The following is a 15,281-nucleotide window of genomic DNA, read 5'->3' on the forward strand; positions in this document are numbered from 1 at the left end:
TTAACTACCGTCCCTTTTACCTTCAGTGAGCATGCATTGCAAAGCTATTCAAAACATCTGCCCGTTCATACGAAATGACTCACGACTACCATCATAGCAAAAAACGTCGGGCTTGGCTAACTTTTCATTCATGCCGATGATCCACTAAAATAAAAGATCCATTCTTCAAATCATGAGCATTCGCATCCAAAATCTTTTCCAATAAGAATGCCGTCGATTCCCGTTTAATTGTGTCAGGTTCTACAAATATCGGGGCTCCTCCGCCAACCGAACCTCCTTCAATGGTCACGATAGCAACGATTTTAGCCATGACTTTCCTCCTTTCCGCTATTAACGCTCGCTTCAGTTGGCATTCTAACTGCAGATTCTAAGATCGGAGCTCGCTGAGCGACAGCCACTGCCTTATCTCCATCTTTATCTTGGGGCAAAAGAAATACGGCTAACCTACCATCAGTCATACTCAGCTTTGCCATCGGCACAAGTGCAGGCTCTCCGTCATCTCGAAATACACCTAAGACCGTGGAAAGATCGAATAAAATTGCCTGCCGCTGACCAAGATTACTAAGCGTCGCTCTCCCGTTTGCATTATAAGGTGTCAAAATCAGGCCAAGCCCACGCTCTGCGACCACCTTTTGATTAGAGGAGAGCCCTACATTCATAATATATATATCACCCACGAATAAATCGGGACCATCGATGCGAACATCTGCCAATTCAGTCTTTGCTATGTGAGAGACCGATTTTCCGGTTTTAAGCAGATTAACTAACACAAGGGTAAGTCCTCCCATTATGAGACCAAATGGGAGACCAAGCGCAAGAGAGGCTAGTGTAGTCAATAAAGCGGAAAGGATAACCAAGTAATTACGTCCTTCAAAAACCATTGCGATCCCTTCAATATATGTCGTCCCTCTTGGAACTAGCTCCATACTATCGATTTGAGTTAGCGTATCTCTTTCCATTTTACGAACATCTCGAAACTGCTGTGCAGCGAGGGTAAGGAAGGTAATCGCCGTAAAATCTTTCTTGTACAGCGCTGGAACAGCAACAGCTCCCAGCGCAGCCGCGATAACACCAAGTGAAATGTGAATAATCCTCCCGTGTGGATAGGTTGGATACTGCCGATAATCTGTACGAAGCATCATCAGTCTAGAGCATATTCCGAATGCAACGCCAAGCATGATACCATATAGGACATGGTGCGGTTGCCCTGATTTCAGTTGTTCCCACATCGCCGATCAATTTCCCCTTTTTTGTCCGAATGGATCTTCTAAGAATCGAAGCGATTTAGGTCGCAGCCAGCCCTTCAAATGACCCATTAATCTCGCGGTTACAAGTGCAATCGCAATTCCATCCCACCATGCTAATGCTCCGACTATTTGATGCTGAAGGCCGATTGAGGGATGAAGGTTCAAATGAAAGGAGCCTATAACCGCTGCAATAACAACCGCAGCAAACTGCGTTCGGAGGCGATCGCATAACAAGCCTGTTAATAAACCAGCAATCAGAGGTCCATCCCATGCCGGACGTAATAAAATAAATACAGGATCAGCGATGTACATCGATCTAATCCACAGCCAAATTATCCCTATCATCAAGGAGCATACGCCGACGAACATGATCGTACCTGCACGACGAAGCGAGAACAGAGCGTATAAAGCTACAACTATAGTGAGAACAGCACTAGCTTTTATTGATAAGACATTGCTAAGTGGAATCTCGAAGAACTGCAGGGTAAATACGCCAATTATAAATAACGATAACATTCGCCGTGAAAGCTGATCTGCTACAAGCTCATTCCAGCCTGTCATATATAAAATAACGCCCATCATCATAAACCAGATCGCGATGTAGCCATCATTCACTCTCTCATCACCTCTCAATTCATTTATTATGCTCTGCGAACGAGCAACCTAATCTAAGCTTTGAAAAGCACAAGAAGAAACGGCTTACGCCGTCCTTGGCGGCGAAGCAAGTTTCTTCCCTCTGAAATATAAGCAAAGTATAGAGGAAACTTATACTTTCTTATATTTAAAAAAAGCCGCTTTTCTTAGCAATGTTCTGCTAGAAAAGCGGCTTTTGGTAACTACTTTATTGTAAGGACCTATTTCAATTTACTAAGTTTGTCGCCAAAGCGTTCAGCTAGTGTAAAGCTCATGCTTTCATTGCTTAGGCTAACATTTGGATTGTTAAGCTCCACTTTTTGCGAAGAACGAGGTGCTCTCTCTGCACGAGGAGCGCGTTCTGGCTGTTCTGGTGCTTCTTCGGTTTCTTTGATGCTTAGGCTAACGCGTTTCTCAGCTGGGTTGAAATCAAGCACTTTCGCTTTAACTTCTTGACCTTCTTTAACAACCTCATGCGGAGTTGTCACATGACGGTGTGCTAGTTGAGAAATGTGTACTAAACCTTCAACGCCTGGCGCGATTTCAACAAATACGCCAAAGTTCACAATACGACGAACCGTACCTGTTACGATGTCGCCTGTGTTGAATTGGCCGCCTGTAGTTTCCCAAGGACCTGGTTGAGCTGCTTTAATACTTAGGCTGATTTTACCTGCAGACGGATCAACTTTAAGTACTTTCACGCGAACGGCTTGACCTTCGGACACAACATCCTTCGGATGAGCCACATGCTGCCATGAAAGTTCAGATACGTGAACAAGACCATCAATGCCGCCGATATCAACGAAAGCACCAAATGGTGTTAAACGTTGAACAGTACCATCAAGCTCTTGACCCACTTCTAAAGCACCAATAACCTGTTGTTTGTTTTGCTCAAACTCAGAGTCAAGTACTTCTTTAGCGGACAAAATAACTTTGTTGTTCTCACGATCGATTTCTTTCACTTTTACGCGAAGCGTACGTCCTTTATAATCGCTGAAGTCTTCAACGAAATGACGTTCTACCATCGAAGCTGGAATGAAACCACGAACGCCAACGTCTGCAACAAGACCGCCTTTTACAACGTCTGCAACAACGACTTCGAAAATTTCACCTGATTCAAAACGGCTTTGCAAACCGTCCCAAGCGCGTTCGCCGTCAACGATTTTTTTGGAAAGAACTAGCTTTTCTTTCTCGTCGTCGATGCTAACCACTTTCAGTTCAACCTCTTGACCCACTTGTACAGCATCAGCTGCATTTTCAAGTTGAATCGAGGAAAGCTCGCGAAGTGGAATGACGCCGTCATATTTATATCCAAGGCTTACAAACACTTGGTTATCTTCAATCTTGACGATCGACCCTTTCACCGTGTCACCTTTTTTTAAGGACACGAAATTATCCATAGCCTCTTGGCTGATCGTTTCCGCTGGTGCGGTTTCTTGCACATTTGTTTCTTCTGACATTGAAATAACCTCCTCAGTTCATACCCCAACTTTATTTAAACGTGATGCCTCAGGTTGAAACAACTCTCTTAAGCTCACCGTCTAAAACATGAATAGTAAAAATAATTACTTTTGATGAACCATTGCGCGAATTTCTAGCATAATGGTGTCTGTCACTCGCTCTAGTACATCCGGTGAAGAATCATGAATGAATGCAGAAAGATCAATTGGCTTGCCATAACGAACTCTCATCTTACGAAAAATTCCATATTTCCCGATAATCGCGACAGGAATAACCGTAGCAGAACTTCGCATGGCAATCATGGCAGCGCCTTTTTTCCCCATACCTGATGCTGAGTTCCGTGTTCCTTCTGGGAAAATCCCCATTACGCCACCATCTTGCAGCAATTTGATTGCACTGCGGATAGCTTCTTTGCTGACGCCTCCCCTTTTGACGGGAAATGCACCAACTGTCCGGATTAGGGGTCCAAATAAAGGAATGTTAAACAGCTCCGCTTTGGCCATGTAATGCACTTTGCGATGAAGCTTAATGCCAACCGTCGGCGGGTCAAATAGGCTGATATGGTTGGAGCAAAGTACTACGGGTCCTTCTGCAGGTACGTTCTCCGTTCCACTAGCTTCGAAACGAAATAGCACGGCGTAAATCATGCGAAGCAGGCTGCGGCAAATTTTGTATACCATAGTTTACTTCGCCTCCGCCATTTTGGTTCGGCTTAAGTCTAGAATAAGTGCGACAACTTGGTCAATTGTCAATTCTGAACTGTCGAGCACGATTGCATCCTTGGCACATGAAAGCGGAGAAATCTCACGCTGCTCATCACTTCGGTCGCGGTCTGCAATTTCCTGCTCCAGCTGTTGAAGCGGAATTCTTTCATTTTCTTTCAGTTCCTGATAACGACGAAGCGCTCTAATCTGCACACTCGCGATAAGAAAAATCTTTAATTCCGCTTGAGGCAGCACCTGTGTGCCGATATCACGACCATCCATCACAATTCCTTTTAATGAGGCAAGCTCGCGTTGCATATCAACCAACTTCATTCGAACCGCTTCATGTGAAGCTACTTGTGAAACTCGAAGCGTGACCTCACGTGTTCGTATCGCATTCGTGACATCTTCCTCGTTCAGAAGCACGATCTGACCATCTACTACCGGCTTCAGACGAATATGTATCGATTCGACAAGTTTTTTCAGCCTGTCCGATTCATGCGGTTCAATGCCCAATCGATTCGCGGCCAAAGTAACCGCACGATACATAGCGCCTGTATCCACATAAATGTAACCAAGCTTCTCAGCAACTTTACGAGCGACTGTACTTTTGCCGGCACCAGCAGGGCCATCAATCGCTACGTTAATGCGGTCGCTGTCACTTTCCCCACTCCTGCTCAACGGTGTTTGACCTCCTTGAGTAACCATCAGCGGCTGAGAACCATGCTCTTGTCATCAAGAAAAAAGCAGGCACTGCCTGCGACAGTAAAAATTATACCACAGCAATTAAGCAGATGCAAAGAAGGCGAACCTCTAAATGGGTGTTCCTTCCATCCGATCCACCCCCGTAATCCATACTCTAACCCGCGGTATTTGCAGGGCCAGCTGACTTAAAACGACAGCGATAAGAAGAATAATAATTATTTTTTTGAGAACATTTGTCACTTCGTCAGAAAGTTTGGTAAGACGAGTGGTTTGATTCTTAAATGGATGTCGTTTGCGGGGAAGCAGGAAATGTCGAACGTTCATGGAAAAAACCCCCTTTCAAATTAGATAGGGTTAGTTTTTCCACGAACGGTTTCATTATGCATGAGGACGTATTGGCCTAGGAGGTAGAACTTATTTCTTACGAAAATCAAGCTGGCGTTCAAAACAATATCGAATGATTTTTTGACGCTCACTATCCGAAATACTCGCAAATTTTGCCATGATGTGGCACTTACCCGTTTCAAGCGGTTTTACGCGGACTACTTCTGCTTTGAAGCAGGAATGATCGATTGACCCATTGCGATAAGGTACTAGCAGCCAACAATCCAGCTCCGTTCCTTGCTTGATTGCCCACCTTGCATCCACTAGAAACGAAATTCCCCCACCTCCAACATCATCGGTCATTCCGATAAAACGAATATTAGAAGACATGCATATGGCAATTTCAAGCTCAGAGGCCACTCTCAGAAAATTTCGGCGTTGAACTTTTGTGATGGATTCTGGATCGGGTTTACGAATACGCACCAACTTCACAACGTCCTCTTTAAACCCCAATACATGGGAGTTAAAATAGCTCTTAACGCCATCTTCCGATACAAAATAAGCGGATAATTCATCGCCGAGAAACAACCGTTTGAAGCGCCCCGTGCCTTCAACAATTGGGATGTCAATATACAGTTCATCATCAGTAGAATCAGCAATTCTCGATTTATATTCAGTGGCAGCTTCTTCTTCGTCGGATGAAGCTACATGCAAATATAAAAATTGATTTACACCTGGCAGCATAGTCGCTTCCCTCCCTATTTCCTCGATTATAGCACAGCATGTCGAAATTTGGGGAGAGTCCTCAAAAAGAAAAGGCGTGCAAAAGTCGCACGCCTTAATACCTATTTTGGCATTTGTTCGATGGCTTCCTCAAGCCCGGTATCCGCATTTATGTATATACGGTACATCCCGTCATTGATGTGTCCGACAAACTCATAACACAGAACTTCATTACCCAAATCATTTTTGATGAGTGCCATGCGAACCGATTTCGTTTTGAAATCAGGATTTAGCACAGCTCGTGCATCAGCACTTTTCACCTTAGGTTGCGGCAGAGTACGTTTATGATGCTCATAGATATAATCATTCGCCTGCAGCCCAACGGCTTCACCATTATCCAGCGCGATCTTCACCGTTAACTTCTCTGGATAGATCAGAACGCCGTTTTGAGTGCCTACGCAAGTAAAAACGGCAACGGAATCATACTTGTCATAATTAATCGCCTTCATGCCCTCATAACCGTGTTTCGACAAGAACGCTATCGCTTTCTGTTCAGCATCGTTTGTCTTCAGCGTTTCTTTTCCCACTTTACGCGAATTCATGAACCAAATGAGCTGACCACCCTTTTGCGTGTAATCCAAATGGATGGTATCTTCCGGTTTCCCTTTGCTAACCGTTACTGAATAGGAGGTATGCTCCGTTCCTTTGCCATTCTCCACCACTTTAATACCACTTGTGTCCGAAAGCTTCAAGAATTCAGCTGCCATCTTCTTAATGTCCTCAGGAGACTTCATCTCGCCTCCAAGCATCTTGATCGTACGCTTCTGATACATGCTTGAGACTGAAGGGCCCCAATTGATTTCTGGATATTCACTTACTTTTTTATCGACGGTCTTAAACCCATCAATTATTGTGTTGTCTAGCGTGGATTTCTCCGTTGCAATGGCGGTCTCGACATCCATCCAACGAAGATTTTTGGTGATAACTTTCTCTTGGACATGAAGAAGATCATTTGATATTTGCTCGGAATTTGCATAAAGCGTCTTTAACATTTTGAACTCGTCCTTGGACAAAGGCTGTTTGGTCAAGTCACGTACCGATGTTTTATATGAAAAGTTGGCGATACGTGAAAGAAAATCCTCTGTTCGATTGAAGGGAAGCAGTGTCAGCGGCAGTTGATTAATCTCGCTTTGCGCTTGACTCGTCAGCCTCCATACATTAACAAGACCCTTGCGATGAATGCCTTGTGAAGTACTGTTGACTGCCAGCGTATTCCCGAGCTCCCGATGAACCTGCTCAACATGGTAGCTTAGATCATGGAAAGCACGTTGGTATTGATTCTCGGCTTTAATTAGAATCGAATTCTTTTCTTGATGCTCCTGATAGCCCCAATAGATAGAACCGATAAAAAACAGTGACATAACGGGAAACAACACAGCACTTAATCGACGGTACATAAGACAAAAGCTCCTTTCGTGTGCAAACCTACTGTTAGTTTGGTTTGCTCGAAGGAGCTTTATGCATCTTTGGTTAAGTTAACCTTTTGCTATTATTCGAATAAAGCTAAAGCGCCCGTTCCTCGACATCAAAATCGTTCGCATTGTTGCACAAGCATTGCTTGAAGCCTGTATCGATCTTATCTTTTTCTCTGCGTCCACGAAGGACAAACTTCTCGCCGCAGACCTTACATCTTATCGTTACTTTCACGCGTACCGATATCATCGTACCCTTATTTCCTCCTGAACGTTTTTGCTATAGGCTCTGCCAGAAGATCTTCTAAACCAATCTTCACCTATTATTGACGAAAACGTTACAGCTTAACCTCTTCTTCATGGCCGACGAAGCGAAAGGGGGATATGGCACTGGCCCGGTTCATTTTACGCAGACCTTTGACCCACAAATAGATCATGAGCGGAACGATAAACCAAACCCAATACGTTGTAGTAGAGCCCATGATCCAATCATATACACCATGCTCAATGAGAGGCACGAAAGCAGATAGAAGCAGGAAACTTCGATTCGGTTTTATTTTGGCGAACTTTGCTTTTCCTAAATAATACCCCATTGTAACACCAAAGAGTGCATGTCCCGAAACAGGCAGTAAAGCACGAACAAGAAGGGTCCCGAACGTAGCTGGCTGAAAAACAGCATACAGTACATTCTCAACTGTTGCGAAGCCAAGTGAAATCGCTACAGCATAGACGATACCATCATAAGGCTCGTCAAATTCAGTATGATTATAAATAATATGGTAGAGAACAAACCATTTTACAAGCTCCTCTACACCTGCTGAAATCGCAAATGCAAAGAGAAACGGCTGATCGCTCCACCAGAGGAGAAGGCCACGCTGAATCACCATAATCGGAAGCACGATGAGCACGCCGAGAAGAAAGACGCGAATAACCATATGAATCGGCTCAGCCTCGTAGCGATCCTTCAAATAGAAATAAGTAAGCAGTGAAATCCCCGGCGCAACTGCAGCGGTTAATATGGATAAAAGCAGCATTCTCTCGATGTCACCCCCTATGGAATTTCGCGTTAAATACTAAACCCAACCTCTAAAACGAACAGCCTCAGCCATTTTCCTTACTCCAACCATATAAGCAGCGAGCCGCATATTTACATGTCTTGTTTGATGTAACTCATAGACCTGATTAAAGCCGTGAACCATCATTTCGCGAAGCTTAGTATCCACTTCTGCTTCTGACCAATAGTAGCCCTGATTGTTCTGAACCCATTCAAAGTAAGAGACAATTACGCCTCCCGCACTCGCTAAGACATCGGGTACAAGCAAGATTCCCCGTTCCGTTACGATTCGAGTCGCCTCAAGCGTCGTAGGACCATTAGCAGCTTCAACAATTATTTTAGCACGAATTTTGTCCGCATTGTCGGCCGTAATTTGATTTTCTATGGCAGCAGGGACAAGAATGTCACAATCCAGTGACAATAGCTCTTCATTGGTGATCGTATCCTTGAATAAATTGGTTACAGTCCCAAAGGAATCTCGCCTCTCCATTAAATCTTCAATATCTAGTCCCTTCTCATTATACAACGCCGCGTTCACATCCGAAATACCTATAACTTTGGCACCAGCTTCGTGCATGAATTTGGCCAAGTAGCTTCCAGCATTTCCAAATCCCTGAATAACGACGCGAGCATCCTGAAGTGGGATTCCTTTTTTGCTAAGCGCTTCATCAATCATGATCGCAACTCCGCGAGCCGTTGCACTTTCGCGACCAAGTGAGCCTCCAAGAACGAGCGGTTTTCCTGTAATAAAACCGGGAGAATCAAATTCACGAATGCGGCTGTACTCATCCATCATCCAAGCCATTATTTGTGAGTTTGTCATCACATCGGGAGCCGGAATATCCTTTGATGGCCCCACAATTTGACTAATAGCACGCACATATCCACGACTCAAACGTTCCAATTCTCGGAAGGACATCTTACGAGGATCGCAAATGATTCCGCCTTTACCGCCGCCGTAAGGCAAATTAGCAATACCGCATTTGATGCTCATCCAAATAGATAATGCCTTTACTTCCATTTCATTCACATCCGGATGAAACCGGACACCGCCTTTTGTCGGACCTACAGCATCATTATGCTGGGAGCGGTAACCGATGAAAACCCTCGTATTCCCATCATCCATCCTAATCGGAATACGAACGGTAAGTAGACGGATAGGTTCTTTGAGAAAAGCAATCATATCCTCCCCGTAACCGAGCTTCTGAAGAGCCTCTTCGATTACGAGCTGTGTCGACTCTAACATATTATTCGTCTCTATATCTGTCAAAGGAAACTCACCACCTTATCAACAATAATATGAGCGGTTATTCCCTCAACTATTCGAAGGCAAATTCCCTAATGGAACGCAAACAAAAAGCATCTCGTATACAGGGCTTACCTGCAGCGGATGCTCATTTGTTTGAATACTTTAGAAATGATTGCATATTTCAGTCACGACATCGGAAGCAACGATTACTTTACCATACTCATCCAGTACAGCAGTGGTAATGGATGTCGCCTCTCCATATTCGGCCAGAAGGGCAATAATGGCATGATAACGAGGTAACTCTACACCTACAGGTTCAAAGGATAGCATATATCTGCCGTTATAGGCATACAAACGTCCGTCGTCTACTAAATTAGAAGCTTTGAGCTGCTTACAAACAGAGATGACGTCTTCAATATCTCGAAAAGCATACAAAACAACATCACTCTGTTCAAGTGTCACTTCCATCTCGTAGACGTCTTCGTCGTTGTCATCTTCTTGAGCTCGCTCATCGGATTTCCCATTCACTTTACCTCGTGTGACGATAACGACCATTCCTTGCGCTGGAAGTGCAAAAACTTCAACTGCAAGCGGTCCATTAGCGTCGAACCCGAGCTCATTGTAGGCTTGGTCCATCATTTCACTGAATAACTCGTGTACCTTCGGAATTTCGCGCCACATGTCTTCCTTCTGGATCCCACGCTCCAGCAGGTCGTCGAACGTTAGGAAAATTCGTATTTTGTCTTGATTGAGTCGTTCGATTTTCATGATAGGATCCTCCTTTTCGGCAGCATCTGCTTCGTTTTTGGCGGAGCAAAACCATCTTCGAAAGCACACAAACGCGGGCAATATCTGTTATATACAGATTATGAAGCTGCGCGTATTTGGTGAATAAATTGTGCTATGTAACTATGTTAGCATGTCTGAGATGGGAATGCACTAATTTCAAACAAAAAAAGAATCGTTTGCGCCGTCTAATTATACTACGAAAAAAGACGGACAAACGATTCATTTTTTTTAATGAGATTTGGTTTCGGACACGATTTGCTCAGCTTCCCTTTTCACGCTCGGGTCACTGTTTACAAGCATTTCAATCTGTCCCCATGAATCATTTGATTGATCTTTGGATGAGCCAGTCTGTTTTGCGGTCTTCTCCTTTGTTTCATGATCGAACTTATGGTTTATGACCGCATTAAACGCTTTTCCTCTCATACCCGTCCACACTTCGCCTGCAGACGAGCTAGCCCAGGCAAACATACCCGGTCTTTTTTTCGCTACATAAACGGCCGCCGCCACGCCAGCTAAGCTGCCTATTAGAAAACCAGTCCATTTCATCATACAATCCTCCTTCATTAACATTAGGAATCGCGTATAGTTTGGCCTTCAAAAGCAGCGGTCATCCCAGCATAAAAAAAGGAAGCAAGCCATTTTAGAATCCATTCCTTTGTATGTTACAATGACAAGAAGAAACGGATAACGCCGTCCTTGGCGGCGAAGCAAGTTTCTTCCTTCTGAAATATAAGCAAAGGTTGGAGAAAACTTTTACTTTCTTATATTTGAACAAATTCCGAAGTTTCCAAGAAAAAACCGGAGGTACCGAATATGACAACCCTTTATAAGACTACAAAAACGGCCACTGCAATTATTATAGCGCTGGGTATCCTGTCCGGCTGCGCTGCCTCTCCACAAGACAAGGCATCTAATGAAGAGAGCAGTAAATTAACCACAGACTCTCAATCGGCCAATGAAACAAGCAACAAGAATGTGAACAACAAAAAGCCAGACAAGGAAGAGCATCCGGCGGCTGGAACCGAGACAAATAACGGTACGGAAAATGCCGGAAGTAATAAGGACACTCCGACTAGCGATAATAAAGAAGCAGCAGTAAAAAAGCTGTATCGAATCAATAAAGTTTATCGATTTGAGCCAATCTCTAAGGAAACATCGAATAAGGTAGTCCTTCTCACCTTTGATGACGGACCAAAAGAAGACAAAATGATCAGCGGGCTGCTTGATACACTTGACAAACATAAGGCGAAGGCTATTTTTTTCGTGAATGGTTATCGAGTCAAGAAACATCCGGAACTTCTCAAAAAAATAGCCGACCGTGGACAAACGATCGGGAATCATTCATGGGATCACATTGATTTGAAGAAAGAAACGGCTGCTGTCGTTCAGAAGCAAGTCGATGATGTACAGACGCTCGTTAAGGAGACGATTGGAACCGCTCCTCTCTTCTTCCGTCCTCCATTCGGTTCAGGAGGCGATACAGTTAAAGAAATCGTCAAGAAAGACGGTATGCTCTTTATGACTTGGTCAAACGGTTCTCTGGATTGGGACAAAAGCACCAAGAACAAGCCTGACCTTGTTATTAAGAATGTATTAGATCAGCTTCATCCTGGTGCTAATATCCTCATGCATGAGCTGCCATGGACTGTAGAAGCACTCGATACGCTGTTAACGAAGCTCGAGCAAAAAGGATATGGCTTTATCGATCCAGCAACTATCGATGTTGAGCCTTCACAGCCGAAGAGCGCAAAGTAATGCGATGAAACTGCGCTGGCGCTAACAGTCTTATCGATAATTTAGAGGTTCCGAATCCACAACTCACAAACAACCGAGGCGACCATGCTTCGGTTGTTAGTTTTGTCCCAAGATCAAACCACCCCCGCCAATAAACCTTCTCTAGCGGACCACGACTAATAGGACCAATGAATGGCAAACAAACTTGCCCCCCGTGTGTATGTCCACATAATATTAAATCAATCGACTTTATCTCATCTCTACGAAGAGCAATCACGGGATCATGAGCAAGTAAAATGGTGAAAAGTTCATTACCATCGGCCGGTTCACTTATGGCAAGCTTAAGATTATCCCGCTTGGTTCGAGGATCATCAACACCCACAAGTCGGATACGGCTCCCATCCTTTTGTTCAAGTACGACGGCTTGATTAATAAGCAAACCTACTCTTTCCTCTTGAAGCATAACCTCTAAGGGGCGAATATTCTCATCATAATCATGATTGCCATATACCATATATACAGGCGCAATCGTCATCAGCTTACGGATATTATCACGACTCCGGGCAATTGCAACACCCTTCTCACGGAGGTCACCGCCAATAAGTACCAAATCCGTCTTCCCCGCTGCTTTGCACTGCGCAATGATTTCATTGGAAATGCTACGTCTATGTATATCTGAGATAAATAAGATATGGGTCTGATCAAATGAAGCGGGCAGCCGCTCCAAAACCACAGATTGCTGATCAAAATTATACCGATATGATTCCCAAACCATGTAACCAAGAATACCTACTGCAATAACCCCAAGACCTAAAATAAAATCGAACACCACACGGTTCCCTCCCCTTTCATCGCGTTCACCCAATTCTAGAATTTAGCATAGTTACGTCCCCATAGGAGTAAACCGATAAGCAAGGAGATAAAAAGTACGAATAATAGTCTGTAAAACCATTTGGTCATTTGCTGTTTATTGGAAGGATGAATGTGCCGTCTTGCTGGCAGTCCATCCTCAGGATGCTCATGTAACATCTCCGCATCCGTAGGATTGTCTGCTTTCTTGTTCGTTTCTTTGGAAGGGGCGGGCTGACGGTTATGTCCTCTACCAAATTTTTCAACTCTACTCATTCTTCCCTCCGAAAACGAATTACGAATCCCATAATCATATCAATAATAAAATGAGCTAGAATAGGTGCCCATAAAGTGCCTGTATGAATATAGACCCAGCCCAATGCATAGCTAATTGAGAATACAAGACCTGTCGGGATCCAATGACGCAAATAACGAACATGAATGGTTGCAAAAATGATACTGGTCCAGTAGGGTCCAATCTGGTGCTGAATGGCACCTCGGAATAATGTCTCTTCACAAATAGCGATAACAAGTGAAAGCACGGCGATATGCCAAACAGGTCGATTTTTGAAAATGCGGTCATTAACCCCCCCGTCATCCCCGACATCCTCAGGCACAAAACGAGAAATCAACAGGTCAACCCCTATGACAAGTACTGCCAAACCGAGTCCCCATAAAAGAAAATTTAACGATGAGGGTAAAGAAAACAATAAAAAAGGGTTGCGGTGCTGAAATAATAGCCAGACCAAACCGATAATAAAAGTAATTGCTTGTGTACTATACAAATTTATCAGCAGCAGACGGTCATCGATTTGGTCAAGATTAACTTTTTTGAAACGAATATTGCGAATATCGAATTTTTTCATCACTAACCGCCTGTCTAAAAGGTTCATATTTCCTTTTCAAATGTTTTACCCTATACTAGTAGGACAATCGTATTAAAAGAATTAAAATTATTAAACTTATCCTGCTTTTTATTGTTATTTTATACATATAAACGAAATAGAAATGAAGGGGATTATCATGGAGAAACGTTTGACCCGCACTGAAATGCTGTTTAGTCTTGGCTTTCTATTCATGCTTATCTTCGCCGTTGGTGCCTTTTTCTATGGTGTAAAAATTGGCTCAGATAAAACTGAGGCTAAGCTCGTTCAATCTACTATTCATTTAAGCAGCAAGAATGGCGTACCTACAGCATATCAACAACAGGATTTGGTTTCATTCTATCATACCGTATTTTTACCTTATCGTGAATTTCAAACCGAATGGTTCCAAACGCTGCATAAAATGTCGAGCGGACAATTATCCGATTCATCATCGGCTTTGAAAGAATTGTCCAGTTTGGCAAAACAGAAGTACGATGATGCTGAGCATGCTTCCGTACCAAAAGCATCTCCACTGCTCGAACAAGCCCAGCTTCAATTGCTGAAAGGTCTCAAAATGTTTAGCGACGCTTCCCAGCGTGGATCGGTTTCGGCGAAGGATATGTCTTCCTCAGATCTTGTCACCGCATTGATGAAGGATGCTTATTATTTAGAAGGCGTCAAACAATCAATGGCGGGCCAATCGAGCTATTACTTTGCGATGTTAAAATGGAGCTCATCGGTTAACCCGAATATCCCTGATCAGTTTGAATCTCCAACGGTTCTAGATATTCATAAGTGGAAGACCCTTCCTCTAACTGTTAAGAATACATACGTGGCTGACCAGCTCAAAGCTCGAAAGCAGTTGACCTCCTTCTACCCGCAGGATTTAACATCCCGAGTAGACCTGTTCATTAGTTCGGGCCAAGCAACCACTATGAAGATGAAAACTGTCGATGCTATCGTTGACTTGCTGATCAACACGAATGCGGTACGTTCTGGCGACTTTAACGAAAGCAAGGATCAGTTTTATGCAAAGGAATTACTACCTCAACTGCCATTCTTCTATCCGTCCAATCAATAGAAGCATTAATCGTATTGAAAACCTTCAAGAGAGGCTACAGCTGCCATCCCGCCAACAACATTGCGGAGGCTGCCGTAGCCTCTTTCATTTAAGTACCGACATGCTGCAACGCTGCGCACACCATGTGCACAGATAATATATATGGGCTTCCCATTGCTGTTAAATTCATTAAGACGATTGGGTATGGTCTCTAACGGAAGAAGCGTTGACTGCTCCAAATGGTAATATTCCCACTCTTCTGGCTCACGAACATCAATGATTTGTTCCTTTGTCAGCTCGCCAGACTTCATTAGTTCCAAAAAAAATCCAGGCTCTACATCCAGCCAATTTTCCACAAAATCTCCCCCTATTCACGGTCGATCATAACGAAATTTTCACAATTGAGCAAGT

General features: G+C 43.7%; 20 protein-coding genes. 2 read left to right on the forward strand and 18 right to left on the reverse strand.

Annotated elements, in window-relative coordinates; all coding sequences use genetic code 11:
• Positions 1-124 precede the first annotated feature (124 nt).
• The 14 genes from EKN16_RS11515 to EKN16_RS11575 form a co-directional block, all read right to left on the reverse strand.
• A complete protein-coding gene (locus EKN16_RS11515) occupies positions 125-310 on the reverse strand; it encodes a capping complex subunit for YIEGIA (protein WP_125656825.1) in 186 nt (61 codons plus the stop codon).
• Positions 303-1,229: a YIEGIA family protein gene (locus tag EKN16_RS11520; protein ID WP_125656828.1), complete on the reverse strand. Its 927-nt coding sequence runs from the start codon at positions 1,227-1,229 to the stop codon at positions 303-305. Before EKN16_RS11520 ends, EKN16_RS11515 begins: the two co-directional genes overlap by 8 nt.
• A 6-nt stretch (positions 1,230-1,235) precedes the next feature.
• Positions 1,236-1,862: a YphA family membrane protein gene (locus tag EKN16_RS11525; protein ID WP_125656831.1), complete on the reverse strand. Its 627-nt coding sequence runs from the start codon at positions 1,860-1,862 to the stop codon at positions 1,236-1,238.
• 239 nt (positions 1,863-2,101) lie between these two features.
• Positions 2,102-3,340: a 30S ribosomal protein S1 gene (gene rpsA, locus EKN16_RS11530; RefSeq protein WP_125656834.1), complete on the reverse strand. Its 1,239-nt coding sequence runs from the start codon at positions 3,338-3,340 to the stop codon at positions 2,102-2,104.
• Between the two features lie 105 nt (positions 3,341-3,445).
• The gene (locus EKN16_RS11535) at positions 3,446-4,021 is read right to left on the reverse strand and encodes a lysophospholipid acyltransferase family protein (RefSeq protein WP_125656837.1); all 576 of its coding nucleotides are present in this window, start codon (positions 4,019-4,021) and stop codon (positions 3,446-3,448) included.
• A gap of 3 nt (positions 4,022-4,024) precedes the next feature.
• Complete coding sequence (gene cmk, locus EKN16_RS11540) at positions 4,025-4,726, reverse strand: (d)CMP kinase (RefSeq protein WP_232016368.1); 702 nt, start codon at positions 4,724-4,726, stop codon at positions 4,025-4,027.
• Positions 4,727-4,858: 132 nt separating this feature from the next.
• Positions 4,859-5,074, reverse strand: a complete 216-nt coding sequence (locus tag EKN16_RS11545; protein WP_125656843.1) for a hypothetical protein — start codon at positions 5,072-5,074, stop codon at positions 4,859-4,861.
• Between the two features lie 90 nt (positions 5,075-5,164).
• Positions 5,165-5,818, reverse strand: a complete 654-nt coding sequence (locus EKN16_RS11550; protein WP_125656846.1) for a flagellar brake protein — start codon at positions 5,816-5,818, stop codon at positions 5,165-5,167.
• A gap of 101 nt (positions 5,819-5,919) precedes the next feature.
• On the reverse strand, positions 5,920-7,254 hold the full coding sequence (gene ypeB, locus EKN16_RS11555; RefSeq protein ID WP_125656849.1) for a germination protein YpeB: 1,335 nt from the start codon (positions 7,252-7,254) through the stop codon (positions 5,920-5,922).
• Between the two features lie 106 nt (positions 7,255-7,360).
• Positions 7,361-7,519, reverse strand: coding sequence for a hypothetical protein (locus EKN16_RS32215; RefSeq protein WP_164522769.1), 159 nt, complete (start codon positions 7,517-7,519; stop codon positions 7,361-7,363).
• An 88-nt stretch (positions 7,520-7,607) separates the two neighbouring features.
• Entirely contained in the window at positions 7,608-8,303 is a 696-nt protein-coding gene (prsW, locus tag EKN16_RS11560) for a glutamic-type intramembrane protease PrsW (protein WP_125656852.1), read from the reverse strand.
• A gap of 39 nt (positions 8,304-8,342) precedes the next feature.
• On the reverse strand, positions 8,343-9,569 hold the full coding sequence (locus EKN16_RS11565) for a Glu/Leu/Phe/Val family dehydrogenase (protein ID WP_125666145.1): 1,227 nt from the start codon (positions 9,567-9,569) through the stop codon (positions 8,343-8,345).
• Positions 9,570-9,734: 165 nt separating this feature from the next.
• Positions 9,735-10,340, reverse strand: a complete 606-nt coding sequence (locus EKN16_RS11570; RefSeq protein WP_125656855.1) for a genetic competence negative regulator — start codon at positions 10,338-10,340, stop codon at positions 9,735-9,737.
• A 249-nt stretch (positions 10,341-10,589) separates the two neighbouring features.
• On the reverse strand, positions 10,590-10,910 hold the full coding sequence (locus EKN16_RS11575; protein ID WP_125656858.1) for a hypothetical protein: 321 nt from the start codon (positions 10,908-10,910) through the stop codon (positions 10,590-10,592).
• A gap of 264 nt (positions 10,911-11,174) precedes the next feature.
• Between EKN16_RS11575 and EKN16_RS11580 the strand changes: the two genes are divergently transcribed.
• Complete coding sequence (locus EKN16_RS11580; RefSeq protein WP_125656861.1) at positions 11,175-12,116, forward strand: polysaccharide deacetylase family protein; 942 nt, start codon at positions 11,175-11,177, stop codon at positions 12,114-12,116.
• Here the strand turns inward: EKN16_RS11580 and EKN16_RS11585 are convergent.
• The 3 genes from EKN16_RS11585 to EKN16_RS11595 are packed head-to-tail and all read right to left on the reverse strand — an operon-like array spanning position 12,076 to position 13,810.
• Positions 12,076-12,924, reverse strand: a complete 849-nt coding sequence (locus EKN16_RS11585) for a metallophosphoesterase (protein ID WP_125656865.1) — start codon at positions 12,922-12,924, stop codon at positions 12,076-12,078. The genes EKN16_RS11580 and EKN16_RS11585 overlap by 41 nt on opposite strands.
• Before the next feature lie 38 nt (positions 12,925-12,962).
• Entirely contained in the window at positions 12,963-13,220 is a 258-nt protein-coding gene (locus EKN16_RS11590) for a hypothetical protein (RefSeq protein ID WP_125656868.1), read from the reverse strand.
• Complete coding sequence (locus EKN16_RS11595; RefSeq protein WP_125656871.1) at positions 13,217-13,810, reverse strand: CPBP family intramembrane glutamic endopeptidase; 594 nt, start codon at positions 13,808-13,810, stop codon at positions 13,217-13,219. Before EKN16_RS11595 ends, EKN16_RS11590 begins: the two co-directional genes overlap by 4 nt.
• A gap of 157 nt (positions 13,811-13,967) precedes the next feature.
• On the opposite strand from EKN16_RS11595, the gene EKN16_RS11600 reads away from it, so the two are divergent.
• Entirely contained in the window at positions 13,968-14,891 is a 924-nt protein-coding gene (locus tag EKN16_RS11600; RefSeq protein ID WP_125656874.1) for a hypothetical protein, read from the forward strand.
• A 5-nt stretch (positions 14,892-14,896) separates the two neighbouring features.
• Here EKN16_RS11600 and EKN16_RS11605 read toward each other — a convergent pair whose 3' ends face one another.
• Positions 14,897-15,226: a rhodanese-like domain-containing protein gene (locus tag EKN16_RS11605; protein WP_232016369.1), complete on the reverse strand. Its 330-nt coding sequence runs from the start codon at positions 15,224-15,226 to the stop codon at positions 14,897-14,899.
• Positions 15,227-15,281: the final 55 nt, after the last annotated feature.

Source organism: Paenibacillus baekrokdamisoli (assembly GCF_003945345.1).
In the GTDB taxonomy this organism is placed as follows: domain Bacteria; phylum Bacillota; class Bacilli; order Paenibacillales; family Paenibacillaceae; genus Paenibacillus_Z; species Paenibacillus_Z baekrokdamisoli.

Coding starts and splice junctions, on each gene's coding strand:
- EKN16_RS11515 (WP_125656825.1), bottom strand. CDS start 310: ATGGCTAAAATCGTTGCTATCGTGACCATTGAAGGAGGTTCGGTTGGC.
- EKN16_RS11520 (WP_125656828.1), bottom strand. CDS start 1,229: ATGTGGGAACAACTGAAATCAGGGCAACCGCACCATGTCCTATATGGT.
- rpsA (WP_125656834.1), bottom strand. CDS start 3,340: ATGTCAGAAGAAACAAATGTGCAAGAAACCGCACCAGCGGAAACGATC.
- EKN16_RS11535 (WP_125656837.1), bottom strand. CDS start 4,021: ATGGTATACAAAATTTGCCGCAGCCTGCTTCGCATGATTTACGCCGTG.
- EKN16_RS11545 (WP_125656843.1), bottom strand. CDS start 5,074: ATGAACGTTCGACATTTCCTGCTTCCCCGCAAACGACATCCATTTAAG.
- EKN16_RS11550 (WP_125656846.1), bottom strand. CDS start 5,818: ATGCTGCCAGGTGTAAATCAATTTTTATATTTGCATGTAGCTTCATCC.
- ypeB (WP_125656849.1), bottom strand. CDS start 7,254: ATGTACCGTCGATTAAGTGCTGTGTTGTTTCCCGTTATGTCACTGTTT.
- EKN16_RS32215 (WP_164522769.1), bottom strand. CDS start 7,519: ATGATATCGGTACGCGTGAAAGTAACGATAAGATGTAAGGTCTGCGGC.
- prsW (WP_125656852.1), bottom strand. CDS start 8,303: ATGCTGCTTTTATCCATATTAACCGCTGCAGTTGCGCCGGGGATTTCA.
- EKN16_RS11565 (WP_125666145.1), bottom strand. CDS start 9,569: ATGTTAGAGTCGACACAGCTCGTAATCGAAGAGGCTCTTCAGAAGCTC.
- EKN16_RS11570 (WP_125656855.1), bottom strand. CDS start 10,340: ATGAAAATCGAACGACTCAATCAAGACAAAATACGAATTTTCCTAACG.
- EKN16_RS11575 (WP_125656858.1), bottom strand. CDS start 10,910: ATGATGAAATGGACTGGTTTTCTAATAGGCAGCTTAGCTGGCGTGGCG.
- EKN16_RS11580 (WP_125656861.1), top strand. CDS start 11,175: ATGACAACCCTTTATAAGACTACAAAAACGGCCACTGCAATTATTATA.
- EKN16_RS11590 (WP_125656868.1), bottom strand. CDS start 13,220: ATGAGTAGAGTTGAAAAATTTGGTAGAGGACATAACCGTCAGCCCGCC.
- EKN16_RS11595 (WP_125656871.1), bottom strand. CDS start 13,810: ATGAAAAAATTCGATATTCGCAATATTCGTTTCAAAAAAGTTAATCTT.
- EKN16_RS11600 (WP_125656874.1), top strand. CDS start 13,968: ATGGAGAAACGTTTGACCCGCACTGAAATGCTGTTTAGTCTTGGCTTT.